This window comes from Streptomyces sp. NPDC086549 (assembly GCF_044746205.1).
Classification (GTDB): Bacteria; Actinomycetota; Actinomycetes; order Streptomycetales; family Streptomycetaceae; genus Streptomyces.
The window spans coordinates 601,089-616,710 of the sequence record NZ_JBIVBS010000003.1 but is presented as its reverse complement, the minus strand read 5'-3'; the positions used below and the strand labels follow the sequence as shown (position 1 = coordinate 616,710).

At 71.0% G+C, this 15,622-nt stretch carries 16 protein-coding genes; 7 read left to right on the top strand and 9 right to left on the bottom strand.

Features of this window, described 5'->3' with window-relative positions:
* Positions 1 to 55 precede the first annotated feature (55 nt).
* The 4 genes from ACIPSA_RS13705 to ACIPSA_RS13690 are packed head-to-tail and all read right to left on the bottom strand — an operon-like array spanning position 56 to position 4,058.
* Positions 56 to 871, bottom strand: a complete 816-nt coding sequence (locus ACIPSA_RS13705) for an ABC transporter permease (protein ID WP_402633189.1) — start codon at positions 869 to 871, stop codon at positions 56 to 58.
* A 15-nt stretch (positions 872 to 886) separates the two neighbouring features.
* On the bottom strand, positions 887 to 1,786 hold the full coding sequence (locus tag ACIPSA_RS13700) for an ABC transporter permease (RefSeq protein WP_402633186.1): 900 nt from the start codon (positions 1,784 to 1,786) through the stop codon (positions 887 to 889).
* A gap of 5 nt (positions 1,787 to 1,791) precedes the next feature.
* Complete coding sequence (locus ACIPSA_RS13695) at positions 1,792 to 2,991, bottom strand: ABC transporter substrate-binding protein (RefSeq protein WP_402633183.1); 1,200 nt, start codon at positions 2,989 to 2,991, stop codon at positions 1,792 to 1,794.
* Positions 2,992 to 3,017: 26 nt separating this feature from the next.
* Positions 3,018 to 4,058: an ABC transporter ATP-binding protein gene (locus ACIPSA_RS13690; RefSeq protein WP_402633180.1), complete on the bottom strand. Its 1,041-nt coding sequence runs from the start codon at positions 4,056 to 4,058 to the stop codon at positions 3,018 to 3,020.
* A gap of 104 nt (positions 4,059 to 4,162) precedes the next feature.
* Between ACIPSA_RS13690 and ACIPSA_RS13685 the strand changes: the two genes are divergently transcribed.
* Both ACIPSA_RS13685 and ACIPSA_RS13680 read left to right on the top strand, forming a co-directional pair.
* The gene (locus ACIPSA_RS13685; protein ID WP_402633177.1) at positions 4,163 to 4,909 is read left to right on the top strand and encodes a FadR/GntR family transcriptional regulator; all 747 of its coding nucleotides are present in this window, start codon (positions 4,163 to 4,165) and stop codon (positions 4,907 to 4,909) included.
* Between the two features lie 51 nt (positions 4,910 to 4,960).
* On the top strand, positions 4,961 to 5,734 hold the full coding sequence (locus tag ACIPSA_RS13680; protein WP_402633174.1) for a cache domain-containing protein: 774 nt from the start codon (positions 4,961 to 4,963) through the stop codon (positions 5,732 to 5,734).
* 147 nt (positions 5,735 to 5,881) lie between these two features.
* Here ACIPSA_RS13680 and ACIPSA_RS13675 read toward each other — a convergent pair whose 3' ends face one another.
* Complete coding sequence (locus tag ACIPSA_RS13675) at positions 5,882 to 6,553, bottom strand: hypothetical protein (RefSeq protein ID WP_402633171.1); 672 nt, start codon at positions 6,551 to 6,553, stop codon at positions 5,882 to 5,884.
* Between the two features lie 232 nt (positions 6,554 to 6,785).
* On the opposite strand from ACIPSA_RS13675, the gene ACIPSA_RS13670 reads away from it, so the two are divergent.
* On the top strand, positions 6,786 to 7,442 hold the full coding sequence (locus ACIPSA_RS13670; RefSeq protein ID WP_402633168.1) for a helix-turn-helix domain-containing protein: 657 nt from the start codon (positions 6,786 to 6,788) through the stop codon (positions 7,440 to 7,442).
* A gap of 32 nt (positions 7,443 to 7,474) precedes the next feature.
* Complete coding sequence (locus ACIPSA_RS13665; protein ID WP_402633783.1) at positions 7,475 to 8,014, top strand: toxin-antitoxin system, toxin component; 540 nt, start codon at positions 7,475 to 7,477, stop codon at positions 8,012 to 8,014.
* 216 nt (positions 8,015 to 8,230) lie between these two features.
* Here ACIPSA_RS13665 and ACIPSA_RS13660 read toward each other — a convergent pair whose 3' ends face one another.
* Entirely contained in the window at positions 8,231 to 9,265 is a 1,035-nt protein-coding gene (locus ACIPSA_RS13660) for an alpha/beta fold hydrolase (protein WP_402633165.1), read from the bottom strand.
* Between the two features lie 232 nt (positions 9,266 to 9,497).
* Between ACIPSA_RS13660 and ACIPSA_RS13655 the strand changes: the two genes are divergently transcribed.
* Complete coding sequence (locus ACIPSA_RS13655; RefSeq protein ID WP_402633162.1) at positions 9,498 to 9,725, top strand: hypothetical protein; 228 nt, start codon at positions 9,498 to 9,500, stop codon at positions 9,723 to 9,725.
* Between the two features lie 39 nt (positions 9,726 to 9,764).
* On the opposite strand, the gene ACIPSA_RS13650 is transcribed toward ACIPSA_RS13655, so the two are convergent.
* Both ACIPSA_RS13650 and ACIPSA_RS13645 read right to left on the bottom strand, forming a co-directional pair.
* Positions 9,765 to 10,457 carry a 4'-phosphopantetheinyl transferase gene (locus tag ACIPSA_RS13650; protein ID WP_402633159.1) on the bottom strand — a complete coding sequence of 231 codons (693 nt, stop codon included), beginning with the start codon at positions 10,455 to 10,457 and terminating at the stop codon, positions 9,765 to 9,767.
* Positions 10,405 to 11,313 (bottom strand): metallophosphoesterase family protein, encoded by a 909-nt coding sequence (locus tag ACIPSA_RS13645; protein WP_402633156.1) that lies wholly within the window; start codon positions 11,311 to 11,313, stop codon positions 10,405 to 10,407. The genes ACIPSA_RS13650 and ACIPSA_RS13645 overlap by 53 nt, the downstream gene beginning before the upstream one ends.
* A gap of 327 nt (positions 11,314 to 11,640) precedes the next feature.
* Here ACIPSA_RS13645 and ACIPSA_RS13640 point away from each other — a divergent pair, with 327 nt between their 5' ends.
* Together ACIPSA_RS13640 and ACIPSA_RS13635 are read left to right on the top strand one after the other, a co-directional pair.
* Positions 11,641 to 12,810 (top strand): ATP-grasp domain-containing protein, encoded by a 1,170-nt coding sequence (locus ACIPSA_RS13640; protein WP_402633153.1) that lies wholly within the window; start codon positions 11,641 to 11,643, stop codon positions 12,808 to 12,810.
* 141 nt (positions 12,811 to 12,951) lie between these two features.
* Positions 12,952 to 14,637 carry a carbohydrate binding domain-containing protein gene (locus ACIPSA_RS13635; protein ID WP_402633150.1) on the top strand — a complete coding sequence of 562 codons (1,686 nt, stop codon included), beginning with the start codon at positions 12,952 to 12,954 and terminating at the stop codon, positions 14,635 to 14,637.
* 320 nt (positions 14,638 to 14,957) lie between these two features.
* Here ACIPSA_RS13635 and ACIPSA_RS13630 read toward each other — a convergent pair whose 3' ends face one another.
* Positions 14,958 to 15,620: an alpha-L-fucosidase gene (locus tag ACIPSA_RS13630; protein ID WP_402633147.1), complete on the bottom strand. Its 663-nt coding sequence runs from the start codon at positions 15,618 to 15,620 to the stop codon at positions 14,958 to 14,960.
* Between the last annotated feature and the right edge of the window lie 2 nt (positions 15,621 to 15,622).

Sequence of the window (15,622 nt, the reverse complement as noted above, 5' to 3'; positions counted from 1 at the left end):
CGCGCAAGAGTAGCGCAAGGTGCGCAAGCCCTTTGCGTAGGTGGTCCGGGTCCTCCTACACCCGGCTGCCGGTCGCGGTGTCCGCCGACAGCCGCTGGGCGACGTAGATCGGGACCACGGACAGCAGAACGAGCACGGCCGCCACCACGTTCACCACCGGCGCCTGCTGGGGGCGGGTCATGTTGTCGAAGATCCAGATGGGCAGCGTCTGGATGCCGGGCCCGGCGGTGAAGGTGGTCACCACGATCTCGTCGAAGGAGAGCGCGAAGGAGAGCAGCGCGCCCGCGAGCAGTGCCGAGCGCACCAGCGGGAAGGTGACGTCGGCGAAGGCGCGGAAGGTGTTCGCGCCGAGGTCCATCGCCGCCTCCTCGTACGAGCCGGAGGTGCGGCGCAGCCGGGCGACGACGTTGTTGAAGACGATCACGATGCAGAAGGTGGCGTGGCCGACGACCACGGTGAACAGGCCGAGGCCCACCCCGAGCGGCTCCAGGACCGTGCCGAACGCCGAGTTGAGCGCGATGCCCGTGACGATGCCGGGCAGCGCGATCGGCAGGACGACCACGAAGGAGAGCGCGTCACGGCCGAAGAAGCGGTGCCGGACCACCGCGAAGGCGATGAGCGTGCCGAGGACGAGGGCGATGGCGGTGGCGCCGAGGCCCGCCTTGACGGAGGTCCACAGGGCGCTGCGCGCGCCGGAGTTGTGCCAGGCCACCGACCACCAGTGGGTGGTCAGTCCGGGCGGCGGCCAGCTCGCGCTCCGGTCCGGGTTCAGCGAGTTGACGAGGACCAGCAGCAGCGGCACGTAGACGACCGCGAAGCCGAACCCGGCGGCGATGCGCAGCGCGATGCGCGCGGGACGCGAGAGCTGCATGACGAGAACACCCCTCTAGAGGCTGCTGAGCGCGCCCGTGCGGCGCATCGCCAGCAGATAGAGCACGATCACGACGACGGGGACCGTGCCGAGCGCGGCGGCCATGGGCAGGTTGAGTTCGATGTTGGAGTAGACGAGGTTGCCGATGAGCTGGGTCTTGCCTCCGACGATCTGCACGGTGATGTAGTCGCCGAGGCTGAGCGAGAAGGTGAAGACCGATCCGGCGGCGACGGAGGGCAGCACCATCGGGAGCACGACGGAGCGGAAGGTGCGGCCGGGGCGGCCGCCCAGGTCGGCGGAGGCGTCGAGCAGGTTGGCGGGCAGCTGCTCCAGTGCCGTGTGGATCGGCAGGATCATGTACGGCAGCCACAGGTACGTCAGTGTCAGCACGGCGGCCGGGAGTCCGAAGCCCGGGCCGCTCAGGCCGAACGGCGCCAGTATCCAGTCGGCGAGTCCGCCCTGGGACAGGATCAGCCGCCAGGCGTACACCTTGACCAGGTAGCTGGCCCACAGCGGGGTGAGGATCGCGACCACGAGCAGCGGGCGCCACTTCGGCCGGGCCACCCGCGCGGTGTAGAAGGCGACCGGGAAGGCGATCAGCGCGCACAGGACGGTGACCGCGAGGGCCACGCCGATGCTGCGCAGGATCACCTGCCGGTAGACGGGGGTGGTGAACAGCTCGTGGAAGTTGTCGGTCGACCAGACCTTCACGACCTCGGAGGTGAAGGAGTTCGTCGTCCAGAACGCGGAGACGAACAGCACGGTCAGCGAGCCGAGATAGAGCATGACCAGCCACAGCAGCGGGGCGGTCAGCAGCAGGGCGAGCCGGAGCCGCGGGCGGCGGTGCAGCAGTCCGGCGAGCCGCCGGACGGTGCCCCTGGAGGGCTGCCCGGCGGTCTGCGCGACGACGGTCATGTGGTTCAGCCCTTGATCTCGGTCCAGGCCTGGACCCACTTGGCGTACGGCACGCACTTGACGTCGGTGCGGCCGTCCAGGCACTGCTCGATGGGCGTGTTCCAGAAGGCGATGTTCTTCCAGTAGGCGGTGTCGGCCGCGTGGTAGGTGGTGCAGAAGTTCTTGTCGCTGGTCTCGGCGCAGGCCTTGGCGTTGGACGGCGCCTCACCGAAGTACTCGGCGACCTGGGCGTTGACCTTCGGCGAGATGATCCAGTCCAGCCACTTGTATGCACAATTCGGATGCTTGGCCTTTGCATACAGCATCCAGGTGTCCGACCAGCCGGTGGAACCCTCCTTGGGCACGAAGGCCTTGACCTTGGCGCCCTCGCCCGCCGCGAGGTTGGCGATGACCTGCCAGGTGGTGCCGACCACGGAGTCGCCGCTCTTGAAGGCGGAGATCTCCTTGAGGTAGTCGCTCCAGTACTCGCCGATGTTCGCGTTCTGCTTCTTCAGCAGGGCCACGGCGGCGTCGAACTGCTTCTGGTCGAGCGCGTACGGGTCCTTGATCCCCAGCTCCGGCTTGGTGGCCTTGAGATAGAGGGCCGCGTCGGCGATGTAGATCGGGGAGTCGTAGGCCGTGACGTGGCCCTGGTTCTTCGAGGCGTCGTCGAAGACCGCGGACCAGGACGTGGGGGCGGGGGTGACCTTCTCGGTGTTGTACATCAGCAGGTTGGCGCCGCGGCCGTGCGGGATGCCGTACGCCTTGCCCTTGACCGAGTTCCAGGCCTGCAGCTTCAGGTCGCCGTAGACGTCCTTGTAGTTCGGTACGAGGGCGGTGTTGACGGGGGCGGCGTCGCCGGAGGCGATCAGGCGCAGGGACGCGTCGCCGGAGGCGGAGACGGCGTCGTACTCCCCCGTCTTCATCAGCTTGACCATCTCGTCGGAGCTGGCGGCGACCTTGGAGTGGACCTGGCAGCCGGTCTGCTTCTCGAAGTCGCCGACCCAGTTCGCCTTGGGGTCGTTGGAGCCGTCCTCGACGTAGCCGGCCCAGGCGATCAGGTTGACCTGGCCCTCGGCCTTGCCGAGCTTCGTCTGGGCCTTGAGGTCGGGGGGGTTGAGGCCGGTGGCCGAGGAGCCGCCGCCGGAGCCGGAGGATCCGCAGGCGGTGGCGGCGAGCAGCAGCACCGCGGCGGCCGCTGCCTGGAGGGTTCGGGTGTGGCGCACGGGGTTCTCCATGGGTGAGGAGGGGTTCAGCGGGCGGCGTCGGGGACCTGGACCGTGTGGCGGCGGTGCCACTGGAGGCGGACCCGGGAGCCGCGGTAGGCGGCGACGTCCTCGGCGGAGGTCTCGAGGTTCTGCTGGAGGGCGGTGAGGCGGCCGCCGGCGTCGAGGTCGACCAGGAATCGGGTGGCGTCACCCAGGTAGACGACCTCGGCGACGGTGCCGACGGCGGTGGCGTGCTCGGGCTCGTCCGCAGGCGCGGACTCCTTCAGGACACGGATCTTCTCGGGCCGGATGCTGTAGGTGCCCAGGCTGCCGACGACGCGTTGGGCGGACTCGCCCACCAGAAGGTTCGAGGTGCCCACGAAGGACGCGACGAAGGGGGTGGCCGGGCGTTCGTAGATCTCGGCGGGGGTGCCGACCTGTTCGATGACGCCCTGGTGGAAGACGGCTATGCGGTCGCTCATCGTCAGGGCCTCCTCCTGGTCGTGGGTGACGAAGACGAAGGTGATGCCGACCTCGCGCTGGAGCGCCTTGAGCTCGACCTGCATCTGCTCGCGCAGCTTGAGGTCGAGGGCGCCGAGGGGTTCGTCGAGCAGCAGGACGCGGGGGCGGCCGACCAGGGCGCGGGCGAGGGCGACGCGCTGGCGCTGGCCGCCGGAGAGCTGGGAGGGGCGGCGCTTGCCGTACCCGTCCAGGCGTACCTCGGCCAGCGCCTTGCGTGCGCGGACCAGGCGCTCCGCCTTGGGCACTTTGCGGACCTTGAGGCCGTAGGCGACGTTCTGCTCGACCGTCATGTGCGGGAAGAGGGCGTAGTCCTGGAAGACGGTGTGCACGTCCCGCTCGAAGGGGGCGAGGCCGGTCACCTCCTGTCCGGCCAGTTCGATCCGGCCGCCGGTGGGGGTCTCGAAGCCGGCGATCATGCGCAGGACGGTGGTCTTGCCGGATCCGGACGGGCCGAGCATCGAGAAGAACTCGCCGTCCCGGATGTCCAGGTCGACCCCCGCGACGGCGGCCGTGTCCCCGAACGACTTCCGCAGTCCTTCGAGCCGGATCGCAATTCCCTCCATGGACGGGAACCTTTCTGGCGCTCTTGATCGTTGAAGGGAAACATATGAAGTCATAGTTCAAATCTCAAGGCTCCCTTAGGGTAAAACTTGAGTCAACGTGCAAGGTGGTGACCGTGAAGCAACCGACCGACGGCGGGGCCCGCAGAGCCGTGTTCGCGCCGGTCGACAACCAGGCGCGGGTGGACGCGGTCGTCCGCAGGCTCGGTGACGCCATAGAGCTGGGGCTGCTCGCCGACGGCGAGCAGCTGCCCGGGGAGAGCGAGCTGGCCGGGCAGCTGGGCGTGTCCACGGTGACCCTGCGGGAGGCGCTCATGGCGCTGCGCCAGCAGGGCCTGGTCACCACCCGCCGGGGACGCGGCGGGGGCAGCTTCGTCTCCCTGCCCGAGGTCCCGGGCGAGGAGCGGCTCAAGGCCCGGCTGCGCGGCTGGAGCACCGAGGAACTCCGCGACCTCGGCGACCACTGGGCCGCTCTGTCGGGCGCCGCGGCCCGGCTCGCCGCGCAGCGCACGGAGCCGGACGATCTCGTGCAACTGCGCCGTACGGCCGAGGAGCTGGCGCGGGCCGAGGACGCGCCGGCACGCAGCCGCATGTACGGCCGGTTCCACGTGGAGCTGGCGGCCGCCGCGCAGTCCGCCCGGCTCACCCGCGAACAGGTGGCCCTGCAGACGGAGGTGGGGGCGCTGCTGTGCCTCGTGTTCGGGGACGACGAATATCGTGAAGAAGCCGCCGACCGTCACCGCTCCGTGATCTCGGCCGTGCAAGATGGGGCCCACGCCTCGGCCGGCACGCTGGCCGAAAGGTGTGTACAGGAGTCGACGGCGCGGCTGATCGCCGTGCGCCTCACCCTGTAGGACCCGCCGACGGCAGGACCCGTCGACGGTCCCCGTCCGCTGGAGGGCGCCATGAGCAGGAGCTCCCGTCCCGGCGCCGCCACGCTCGACGCGTCGGCCGAGGAGCGCGTGGCGTCCCGGGTGGGCGAGGCGCTGGAGGCGGTCTTCGACGCCGTGGCCGAGACCCGGGCCGAGACTGCCGCGCTGCTGGCCCGGGTGCGCGAGCAGGGCCGCCGGCCCGCCTCCGTCGATCTGGCCGCGCTGCGTCCGGGGCTGCATCTGCGGCTGACCCGGCAGGAGTTGGTCTCGGGAGCCGGTTTCGTCGCGGCACCGGGTCTGCTGACTGACGTACCCGCGTGGCTGGAGTGGTGGCAGACGGACTCCGAGGGGGACGTACGACCGCTGCTGCTCGATCTCGACCCGAACCAGTCGGCCTACTCGGACTACACGCACTGGGACTGGTTCGCCCTGCCCCGCGACACCGGGCGGCGGGCCGTGGCCGGGCCGTACGTCGACTACCTCTGCTCCGACGAGTACAGCCTCACCCTGTCTGCGCCGGTCACGGTGGCGGGCCGTTTCGTGGGCGTGGCCGCGGCCGACGTGTATCTGCGGCACTTCGAGACGGCCGCGCTGCCCCTGCTGCGGGAGCTGCCCGGCCCGGCCCACCTGGTGAACGCCCGCGGCCGGGTGGCCGCCTCGGCGGACCCCTCGCACCTCGCCGGTTCCCTCACCCGGGGGCCGGACTTCGGGGCCGTGCTGGAGCGGGCGCGCGCCACCACGTTCGCGGGGACACGGCTGGTCCCGTGCCGGAGCGTGCCGCTGGTGCTGGTCGTGGCCGCCGGGTGAGGCGGGGCGCATGCCCGGGGACTCCCCGAAGTCGGCCGAATACCGTCACACGGACCGGGCGTGCCGCCGGGAGCCGTGACCCCCGGGACGGGGTGGGCGCGGGTGCCGCCCGGCGCCGTCGGCGACCTGAACGCCGACGGTGCCGGGTCAGGCGTCCGGGGCCGGTACGACGGTCAGGTGGGTGGGGGTGCCGGGGGTGCGGCGGGGGCGGCGCGGGGCCGCGGAGGGGCGGCGGGGGTCGCGCAGGACCAGGGTGAGGCGCGTGTAGCCCATCGCCTGGAGCATCCTGGGGGTGTCGCCGACGATGCGGCACTCGGTGGCGCCCCAGCGCGGGTCGGGGTGGATCAGGGGGCGGACGGCACCGTCGTGCTCCATGGCCTCGTCGCCCACCGCTCGGATCCAGTGCGGCAGTCCGTGCCGGTAGGCGGCCTCCATGATGGGGTCCTGGGCGATCTCCCGGCGGACGGCCTGCAGCTCGGGGTCGTGGCCGTACCGCTCCAGGGCCGCCTTGAAGTGCGCGAGCATCGGCAGGCACCAGCGTGCCTCGTGCTCCCCGAGAACCGTTCCCGCGTCGGGGTGGAACAGGACGAACCGGAGAAGGTTGTCCCACGGCATGGCCGTGGGGTGCGGCCCGACACCGCGGAAGAGCGCCTCGAACGCACCGTTGGCCAGCACCACGTCCCAGCGGTGGTCGAAGACGACGGACGGGAACGCGACGGCCTCCAGAAGCGCGGCGTGGTCCTGGAGATACGCCTGGGCCTCAAGACCCTCGGGGACGGGCCGCGGCGCCGGCCGCTGCCCACCTGCCTGATATGCCATCGGGAGGTCACCCCTCTTGCCTATGCGGCCTTCACGCGGCGTTGTGATCCTGCTGCCCCGACAAGAGTCATGTCAACTATCGTGGCATTTCATGCCTGTTGACGGCTGAAATTGGCCACAGTTGTGGCGAGACCTGGATGTGAGTTCGAAGCACCCGCTACTCTCCGGGAAGTTCACGGCAATCGCTTGTGAGAAGCCACTGAAGCCCATGAGAGACGTAGGAGTTCTGTCGGTGACGGATGGCTACGTGGATCCGGGTGCCACGGCGACCGCCCAGCTGCCGGCCGTCGTCGCCCGCGTCGCCGCGCTCGCCGACCGGCTCGGCGTACCGCACACCGAGGTCTTCCACGTCGGACGGCTCTCGGTCGCCTGCGGCGTCCCCGAGCCCGTGGTCAGGGCCCTGCTGAGCGGCCGCCCCGCGGGCGAGCCCGATGTGCAGGCCAGGTTCCTGCAACGCCTCGACCTGCTGCGCCGCACCCGGCTCAAGCCGAACGGGCGCCGGTACACCCAGCAGGAGATAGCCGACGGCGCGGGCATGTCCCGGCAGCAGGCCGGCGCCCTCATCAACGGCGACCGGCGCCCCACCATGGAGCACGGCGACGCCATCCAGCGCTTCTTCCGCGTGCACGCCGGATTCCTCACGGCGGAGGACCCCGAGGCCCTCGCGGGCGTCCTGCAGCGCACCGAGCAGGAGCTCCTGCAGAAGCTCGCCGACCGGGAGCGGGCGGCGGCCGAGGCCGCGGAGGACCCGCTGGAGCGACTGCTGCAGGACCACGGCGTGCGAGGGATCGCCTGGCGCGCCGCGCAGCTGCCCACCGACCAGCACCGGGACAAGGTCGCGGAGTGGCTGGACATGCTCCTGGAGAACGTCAAGCGGCCCGAGTCGTGATCCGGGGGAGAACTGTGGGCATCGGCAGGGACATGCGCAAGCTGTGCGGCGAACTGGTCGGAGAGCTGACGCTGCCCGCGCCGGCCCGGCCGGACGACCTGTACACCGCACTGTGCGACGCGATGAGCCGCCGCCGCGGCCGTCCCGTCCAGTTCCGTACGGCCGTCTTCCCGCCCGGGACGGCCAGCGGGCTGTGGCTCGACATGACCGACCAGGACCTCATCGTCGTCGAGGAACGCACCGCGCCCGACCACCAGTTGGTGATCCTCGGCCACGAGCTGTGGCACATGACGGCCGACCACACCGGCCACCACGTCGAAGGCGTCGCCGTCGCCACCCGGCTGCTGGGCGACGACATGGACCGGGATGCCCTCCACGCGACCGTCCAGAGGGCGGCCGCCCGTACCCGCTTCGACCTCGACGAGGAGCGGGACGCCGAGACCTTCGGGCTGCTGCTCGCCAGCAAGTGCCGCCCCTGGCTCGCCGGTTCGGCTCTGCGCGGCCCGGTCCAGCGGGACCATCTGGCGGGCCGCATCGAAGCCTCGCTGGGCTATCTGGGCCCCCAGGGCTGAACATCACCCCGGGCACACCGGCTGAACCCCGGCACCCCTGCCACACCGGCAAACGGCAAGGGCCGTCCAAGAGCACCTTTCCCGACGCGTCGGCCGCGAGAGAGCCGAAGGGGGCGCGCCGGTGTCGAGAGCCCGAACGCGCGCAGGCCCGAAGGGCTGAGCACGATCGGGCCCTCGACACCGGCTGAAAGCGCCCCGAAGGCGACCGAGCAAATGTCACGTCGCACTGCGTTCGCTAGCCTCGCGCAGGTCGCGTTCCAGTTCACGGGTGCGGGCGGTGTCGGGGTGGCCCGCGGGACGGCCGGCGAGGAGGAGTTCGCTCCAGTGGTCGCGGCTCCAGTCGGCGGGTGCGGTGGTGGACGTGAACTCCTCGACCAGGGCGAGGAATCGGGCCGGGTCGGAGTGGAAGGGGAAGTGGCCCGCGCCCTCGAAGATCTCCAGCCGGCTGCCCGGCATCGCCTCGTGGGCGCCGTACGCGTGCCGTACCGGCACGACGCTGTCCCGGTCGCCCCACAGCAGCATGGTCGGCATGCCCTGGGTGAGATAACAGCGGTCGAGCATGGTGACCACCTGGCCGCGCCAGTCGACCACGGCCCTCAGGGTGCGGATGAAGGCGTTGCGCGAGGTCTCGTCCGGCAAGGCGTCGACGAGGGTGAGCAGTTCCGGGGCGTCCTGGCCGAGGTCCGTGTCCAGCAGCCGCATCAGTCGGACCGCGAGGCCGACCTGTGTGCGCATGCCGGGCAGCCGGAGCGTGGACAGCATGAGGTGGGCGCCGGGCAGTGACACCAGTCTCAGCACCGGGATGACCTCGCGGCCGACGCCGCCCGCGCTGACCAGGACGAGCCGCTCGGTGCGTTCCGGGAACTGGTAGGCGAACTGCATCGCCACTCCCCCGCCGAGCGAGTGCCCGACCAGGGTCGCGGACTCGATGCCGAGCGCGGTGAGCAGATCGCGCACCCCGTTGGCGTACGCGGCCACCGAGTAGTCGGCCCGTGGCTTGTCCGAGGCCCCGTGGCCGAGCAGGTCGGGGGCGATCACGGTGTGGCTGCGGGCGAGCTGGGGGATCAGTTCCGCCCAGGTCGCCGAGGAGTCCCCGATGCCGTGGACGAGGACCAGCGCCGGGCCGTCGCCCGCCATGCGGAAGGCACGGCGGTAGCCGTGCACGACGCGGTACTGCAGTTCGAGTTCTCCGTCGCCCACCGGACGCAGCCGTGCGGCGCGCGCGGGGCGCCGTCGCGAGACGTCGACCACGTCTCAGCCTCCCGTCGCCGTGAACCGCGTCCGCAGCTGCGCATGCGCGGCCCGAAATCCGTTCCCTCCAGCGTAGAGAGGCATTCCCCCACGGGATTTCGGTGAGGTTTCGCCTCCGCTAAGCGGGCGAACCGGCACGTGACCCAACGGCGTTGTCAGTGGTGGACGGCAAGCTGGAGGTACGCGTCCCGCGGGCGCGCGACCGTGACACCGAACCGGGGAGAGCCGACCGATGCCCACCGCCGTACTGACCGACCACGAGCGCACCGCCGTACAGGCCTACCTGCGACTGCTTCATACGGTGCGCGCGGCCTTCGACGGCCCGCCGGACGGCGGCGGGCCGGTCGTCGTGCCGCCCGCCGTGCTCGCCGAGGCGGAGCGGGCCCTGGCCGACGCGGGACTCGCGGGCAACGAGGAGGAGTTCTTCAGGCTGCTGCACCTGTGGTGTCCGCAGCCCTGAGACCGGGCCTCGGCAGACCGGCACTCAGGAGTGGGGCCCTCAGGAGCGGGGCCCTGAGTGGGGCACGGCGACGGCGGTGGTCACGACGCCGCGCTGGGCGCTCCACCGGCCCTCGAACCGCTGGACGCGGTGACCGCCCACCCAGGGGCCGGGGACGAGGAGTTCGGCGCGCAGACCGCCGTGCGGCCGCTCGCCGGGGTCCGCGAAGACCTCGATGTCGGCCTCCGCGAAATCCAGCCACCGCCCGGTGAGGGGGAACCACGCCTTGTAGACGGACTCCTTGGCGCTGAACAGGATCCGGTCCCAGTGGATGCCGGGGCGCTCCTCGGCGAGCCGGCGCAGACGCTCGTTCTCCGTGGGCAGGAAGACGTAGGAGACGACGTCCTGCGGGAGCGGTTCGTCCGGTTCGGCGTCGATGCCGAGGGAGGCCAGGTCGGCGGCGCGGACCAGGGCGGCGGCGCAGTAGCCCTCGCTGTGGGTCATGCTGCCGACCAGCCCGTCCGGCCAGCGCGGGGCCCCGCTCTCGCCGGTCACGATGGGCTGCGGGGGGACACCGAGCTTCTCCATGGCCTGCCGGGCGCAGGCGCGCACGGACGAGAACTCGCGGCGGCGCTTGGCCACCGCGCGGGCCATGAGCGCCTCCTCCTCGGGATAGAGCGGGGCGTCCTGGATCGCGTCGTCACCGTGCAGTTCCACGGCCACGACCGAGTCCGGGAGCAGCTCCTCGATCACCGGATCCGACCTCCATCGGCAGTATGCGGCGCAGCCTTCCCGGGGGTTCGGGACGCTTGCGCCACTCGCGGGGATATCCCACGGACACCTCTTCGAAGCGGACGTCGTCGAGCCATGTGGTCCGCGGGATATGGAGATGACCGTAGACCATCGTGGCGACCCGGAATCGGCGGTGCCAGTCGGCGGTGAGGCCGGTGCCGCACCACATGGCGAACTCGGGGTGCCACAGGACGTCGGTCGGATGCCGGTCGAGGGGGTAGTGGTTGATCAGTACGGTGGGCAGGCCGTCCGGAATCTCGGCGAGCCTGCGTTCCGTCGCGGCGACCCGGGCGCGGCACCAGGCCTCGCGGGTGGGGTAGGGGTCGGGGTGCAGCAGATACTCGTCGTTGCAGACGATGCCGGTGCCGTGCGCGTACGCGAGGCCCTCCTCCTTGGTCGCGCATCCGGCCGGCAGGAACGAGTAGTCGTACAGGAGGAACAGCGGCGCGACGACCACCGGGCCGCCGGGGCCGCCCCAGACGGGGTAGGGGTCCTCGGGGGTGGTCACACCCAGGTCCCGGCACATCTCGACCAGATGGTCGTACCGGGGGACGCCGCGCAGCGTGACGGAGTCCCTCGGGTGGGTCCACAGCTCGTGGTTGCCCGGGACCCACAGGACCTTGCGGAAGCGGGCCGTGAAGGTCTCCAGGACCCAGCGGATGTCGGCCACGGTCTCCGCGACGTCACCGGCGACGATCAGCCAGTCGTCGTCCGTCCCGGGGCGCATCTGCTCGACGAGCGCACGGTTCTCGGCGTACCCGATGTGCAGGTCGCTGATGGCCAGCAACTGCCCGGCACCACCGGCCGTCGACTCCACCCGTCACCCCTTTCGATCACCCGATGAACACGAGAACACATTCACCGTCACCGGACAAGGGGAAAGCAGGACGGCCGGACGGCGGGTGTCCGAAGGGGGTCGGCCGGGAGGAGCGGCCGCCCGAGCGAGCAGGCGGGAAGTTGTTCGACAGAAGCCGGAAATCCGTAACATGCGCGTTGCACGCCGAGGCTCTTGAAAGCCGTATGATCGCCCCAACACCACCGCCACGGACGTCCCTTCGCGCAGGGCGGTTTGGTGTCCCTCCAACCACCCCAGCCCGGGCACGGGCCGCTCCGCCCTGCCCGAAAACCCCGAAAGGCGGCCTGCATGCTCTCTCGCGTACGCGTCTGGCTCAACCGCACGTACGCGGAGAACGTGTTCTTCATGGATCAGCTGCGGAGAAATCCCAGCGACCGGGCGGTCGAGATCCATGCCACGCACGGGGATGCGGACTCCCCCGTCCTCGCCGCCGCCGACACCGCCGACCTGGAGCCGGAGGGCCTGTCCCCGGCCGCGTACGTCGAATACGCCCTGGACCAGTGCGCACGACGCGGCATCGACGTGTTCGTGCCCCGGCTGCACCAGGCGGCCGTCGTGGCGCACCGCGCCGACTTCGAGGCGGTCGGTACGGCTCTGCTGGCGCCGACACCGGAGGGGGTGGCCGTCTTCGAGGACAAGGCGACCGCCTACGAGGCGGTCCGCTCGGTCGGCGTCCCGGTGCCGCCCTGGTGGCGGGTCCGGACGGCCGGCGAACTCGTCGCAGCCGTCGAGGAGTTGGAGGCGGACGGCCACAAGGCCTGCTTCAAGCCGGCCGCCGGCGCCGGCGGGGTCGGCTTCCGCGTCATCACGCGAGCCCCCTTCTCGCTCTTCCACCTCAACGGTTTCCCGGGCCCCTATGTCCAGCTGGACCTGGTGGTGGAGGCGCTCGAGCGGGCCGATCAGCCCGTGGACTGGCTGGTGATGCCGCGCCTGGAACAGCCGGAGGTGTCCGTCGACTGCCTCACCGGTCCCGACAACCGGGTCCGGCTGGCCGTGGGCCGTACCAAGTACGGCCGCCGTCGCGGCTTCACGCTGCACGAGCAGTGGCTGGAGCCGGCGCGGCTGATCGCGGAGGGCTTCGGACTGCACTACCTGTCCAACATCCAGTTCCGGATGTACGGCGACCGGCCGGTGCTGCTCGACGTCAACACGCGCCCGGCGGGCGGCCTGCACCAGCTGTCCCTGTGCGGCGTCAACGCTCCCTGGGCGGCGGTGCAGCTGGCGCTCGGCGAGGACCCGGGCGAGATCGAACCGCCGTTCCTGGGCCAGGACTACACGGTGGTGTCCGGACCGCGTCCGCTGCGTCCCGTGACGCTTCCGCAGCAGCGGACGGACGAGGCCGAGCCCCTGCTCCCGGCGGTGCCCGCTCCCGCCCCCGTCCTCGAACCCGCCGCGGAAGCGACGGCCGAGGCCACCGCCACGGCCACGGCCACCGCCACCGCCGTCGCGCCCGCCTAGGCCGCACTCACACCCCACACCGGTCTGGACCAATCATGGCGCAGCCCCTTGACACCGTGATTGGTCCATACCAACTTGGTTGCGCACCCCTTCCGCACATCCGTGCACTCCCGAACACCCCCATTCCTCCAGGGAGATCGCGTGCGCAACACACTCGGACGTTTCAGACACCGCCTGCTCGCCCTGGCCGGCTCCGCGGCCCTCGCGCTCGCCGGAGCCGTCGCCCTGCCCGGTACGGCCCAGGCGGCCAACATCCTCACCAACCCCGGCTTCGAGTCGGGCAGCCTCTCCCCCTGGACCTGCACCGGCAACCTCGGCTCGGTCGTCTCCTCCCCCGTGCACGGCGGCTCCAAGGCCCTTGCGGGGGCGGTGAGTTCGAGCGACAACGCGCAGTGCACCCAGACCGTCGCGGTCCAGCCCAGCACCACCTACACGCTCAGCGGCTGGGTGCGCGGCTCCTACGTCTACCTCGGGGTGAACGGCGGTGCCTCGAACTGGACGACGTCCCCGTCGGCGTACAGCCAGCTGTCGGTGTCCTTCACGACCGGCGCCTCGCAGACCAGCGCCACCATCTACGTCCACGGCTGGTACGCGCAGGGCACGTACTACGCCGACGACATCAGCCTGGACGGCCCGGGCGGCGGCGGAGGCGGCGACACCCAGGCGCCGACCGCGCCCACGGGCCTGACCTCGACGGGCAAGACCTCGTCCAGCGTGTCGCTGAAGTGGAACGCCGCCACGGACAACGTCGGTGTCACCGCCTACGACATCTACAGCGGCTCCAGTCAGGTGCTCAGCGTCTCCGGTACGACCGCCACGGTCAGCGGGCTGTCGCCGAGCACGCCGTACACCTTCACCGTGAAGGCGCGGGACGCGGCCGGGAACACCTCCGCGGCCTCGGGCTCCGTCTCCGTCACGACGGACGCGGGCAGCGGCGGAGGCACCGGTTTCAAACAGGCCGCACCGTACCTGTACGAGGGCTGGGGAGACCCGCCGAGCCCGACCACGGTGATGAGCGCGACCGGAATCAAGTGGTTCACGATGGCCTTCGTGCTCGACTCGGGCGGCTGCACTCCCGCCTGGGACGGCAGCCGGGCGCTGACCGGCGGCGCCGACCAGAGCGCGATCAACCAGATCCGTTCCGCGGGCGGTGACATCGTCCCGTCGTTCGGCGGCTGGCAGGGCAGCAAGCTCGGCGCCAACTGCTCATCCGCGAGCGCGCTCGCCGGGGCGATCCAGAAGGTCGTCGACGCCTATGGCCTCAAGGCCGTCGACATGGACATCGAGAACAGCGACGAGTTCGAGAACGAGGCTGTCCAGGCGAAGATCCTCACCGCCCTGAAGACGGTCAAGGCCAACAACCCGGGCCTGAAGACCATCGTCACCTTCGGCACCTCGACGACCGGCCCGACCTACTACGGCAACCGGCTCATCGAGCAGGCCCAGTCGCTCGGCGCCGACATCGACGTCTTCACGATCATGCCGTTCGACTTCGGCGGCGGCTCCGACATGTACGGCAACACCGTCAATGCCGCCGAAGGTCTGAAGGCCAAGCTCAAGTCGGCCTTCGGGTGGGACGACGCCACCGCGTACTCCCACATCGGCATCTCCGGCATGAACGGCCTGTCCGACCAGCAGGAGACGACGACCCCGGCGATCTGGACCCAGATCCGCGACTGGGCCAACTCCCACCACATCGCCCGCCTCGCCTTCTGGTCCGTCAACCGCGACCGGCCCTGTGCGGGTGGCGGCGTGGTGAGCAACTGCTCCGGCATCAGCCAGAACAACTGGCAGTTCACCTCGATCACGTCCGGGTTCACCGGCTGAGCGCACCACCACGCACCACCGCGCACCACCTCTGACGTCCCCCCGGATCCTGGGCCGGGGGGACTTCTTCCCTCTCCCGGGACCTCCGGAGATTTTTCCTGGAGATTTTTTCGCGCCGGGGTGTATCAGGGGCCGCCCCGCCGGCTCATAACGGTGAAGCACCACGGGGGAAGTACGGGGGAACAACGGGGGAAGCACCACGGGGGAAGTACACGGGGGAACGGGGGAAGCACCGCGGGGGAACGGGGGATCGGGCCGGTCGGCCGCTGTCACGGGGAGCGACCGGCCGGCCCGAATGAACCCACCGCCGTGAAGCGCCGTCAGAAGCGGCCCGCCCCCCGGTAGAGCTCCAGTTCGCCCTCCAGCTCCACGGCGAGCACCGTGGCATGCGGGTCCAGGTCGGCCGCGGCGGGCGGATCGATCCACAGCACGCCCGGCGCCTCGTGCAGACCGCCGACGACCCGGTGACCGAGCTCCCTGCCGCTGCCCAGCACGGTCACCCGCCGCACCCCGGTCCGCAGCCCACGCACGCCGAACGGGGCGCGCGGGGCGTCGAACAGGGTCAGATACAGCGTGCGGCCGTCCGGTGAGAGGGTGCTCGGGCCGTGGTGATGGCCGGCCGGCAGCCCCCGTACGGTCCCGAGGCCGACCTTCAGTCCCTCGGCGCGCAGGGCGTCGGCGTACGGGGTGATGAAGTCGCGGCCCAGGCCGAGTTCGCCGTGGGCCGTGTCCCAGAGGGCGACACCGTCGTGGTGACGGCTGGTCAGGACGGCGTACCTGGCGCCGGCCCGGGCGAACAGCTTCGCCCAGGCCCCCGGGTCGTACCGGGACGCGGTGAAACGGCCGAGCTGGGACATGTACCGGTCGTGCGGCACGATGTCGTCGTAGAACGACCAGGACTCCTGGACGCCGTCGACCGCGTAGATCCCCCAGTGGACGAAGATCCCCAACTTGGCGTCGGTGAACCAGGGTTGCACGGGCATGG

Excerpts from the sequence above, each read along its gene's own strand:
- ACIPSA_RS13665 (WP_402633783.1), top strand. The coding sequence starts at position 7,475 with ATGCGCAAGCTGTGCGGCGAACTGGTCGGAGAGCTGACGCTGCCCGCG.
- ACIPSA_RS13640 (WP_402633153.1), top strand. The coding sequence starts at position 11,641 with ATGCTCTCTCGCGTACGCGTCTGGCTCAACCGCACGTACGCGGAGAAC.
- ACIPSA_RS13675 (WP_402633171.1), bottom strand. The coding sequence starts at position 6,553 with ATGGCATATCAGGCAGGTGGGCAGCGGCCGGCGCCGCGGCCCGTCCCC.
- ACIPSA_RS13655 (WP_402633162.1), top strand. The coding sequence starts at position 9,498 with ATGCCCACCGCCGTACTGACCGACCACGAGCGCACCGCCGTACAGGCC.
- ACIPSA_RS13690 (WP_402633180.1), bottom strand. The coding sequence starts at position 4,058 with ATGGAGGGAATTGCGATCCGGCTCGAAGGACTGCGGAAGTCGTTCGGG.
- ACIPSA_RS13705 (WP_402633189.1), bottom strand. The coding sequence starts at position 871 with ATGCAGCTCTCGCGTCCCGCGCGCATCGCGCTGCGCATCGCCGCCGGG.
- ACIPSA_RS13680 (WP_402633174.1), top strand. The coding sequence starts at position 4,961 with ATGAGCAGGAGCTCCCGTCCCGGCGCCGCCACGCTCGACGCGTCGGCC.
- ACIPSA_RS13700 (WP_402633186.1), bottom strand. The coding sequence starts at position 1,786 with ATGACCGTCGTCGCGCAGACCGCCGGGCAGCCCTCCAGGGGCACCGTC.
- ACIPSA_RS13630 (WP_402633147.1), bottom strand. The coding sequence starts at position 15,620 with ATGCCCGTGCAACCCTGGTTCACCGACGCCAAGTTGGGGATCTTCGTC.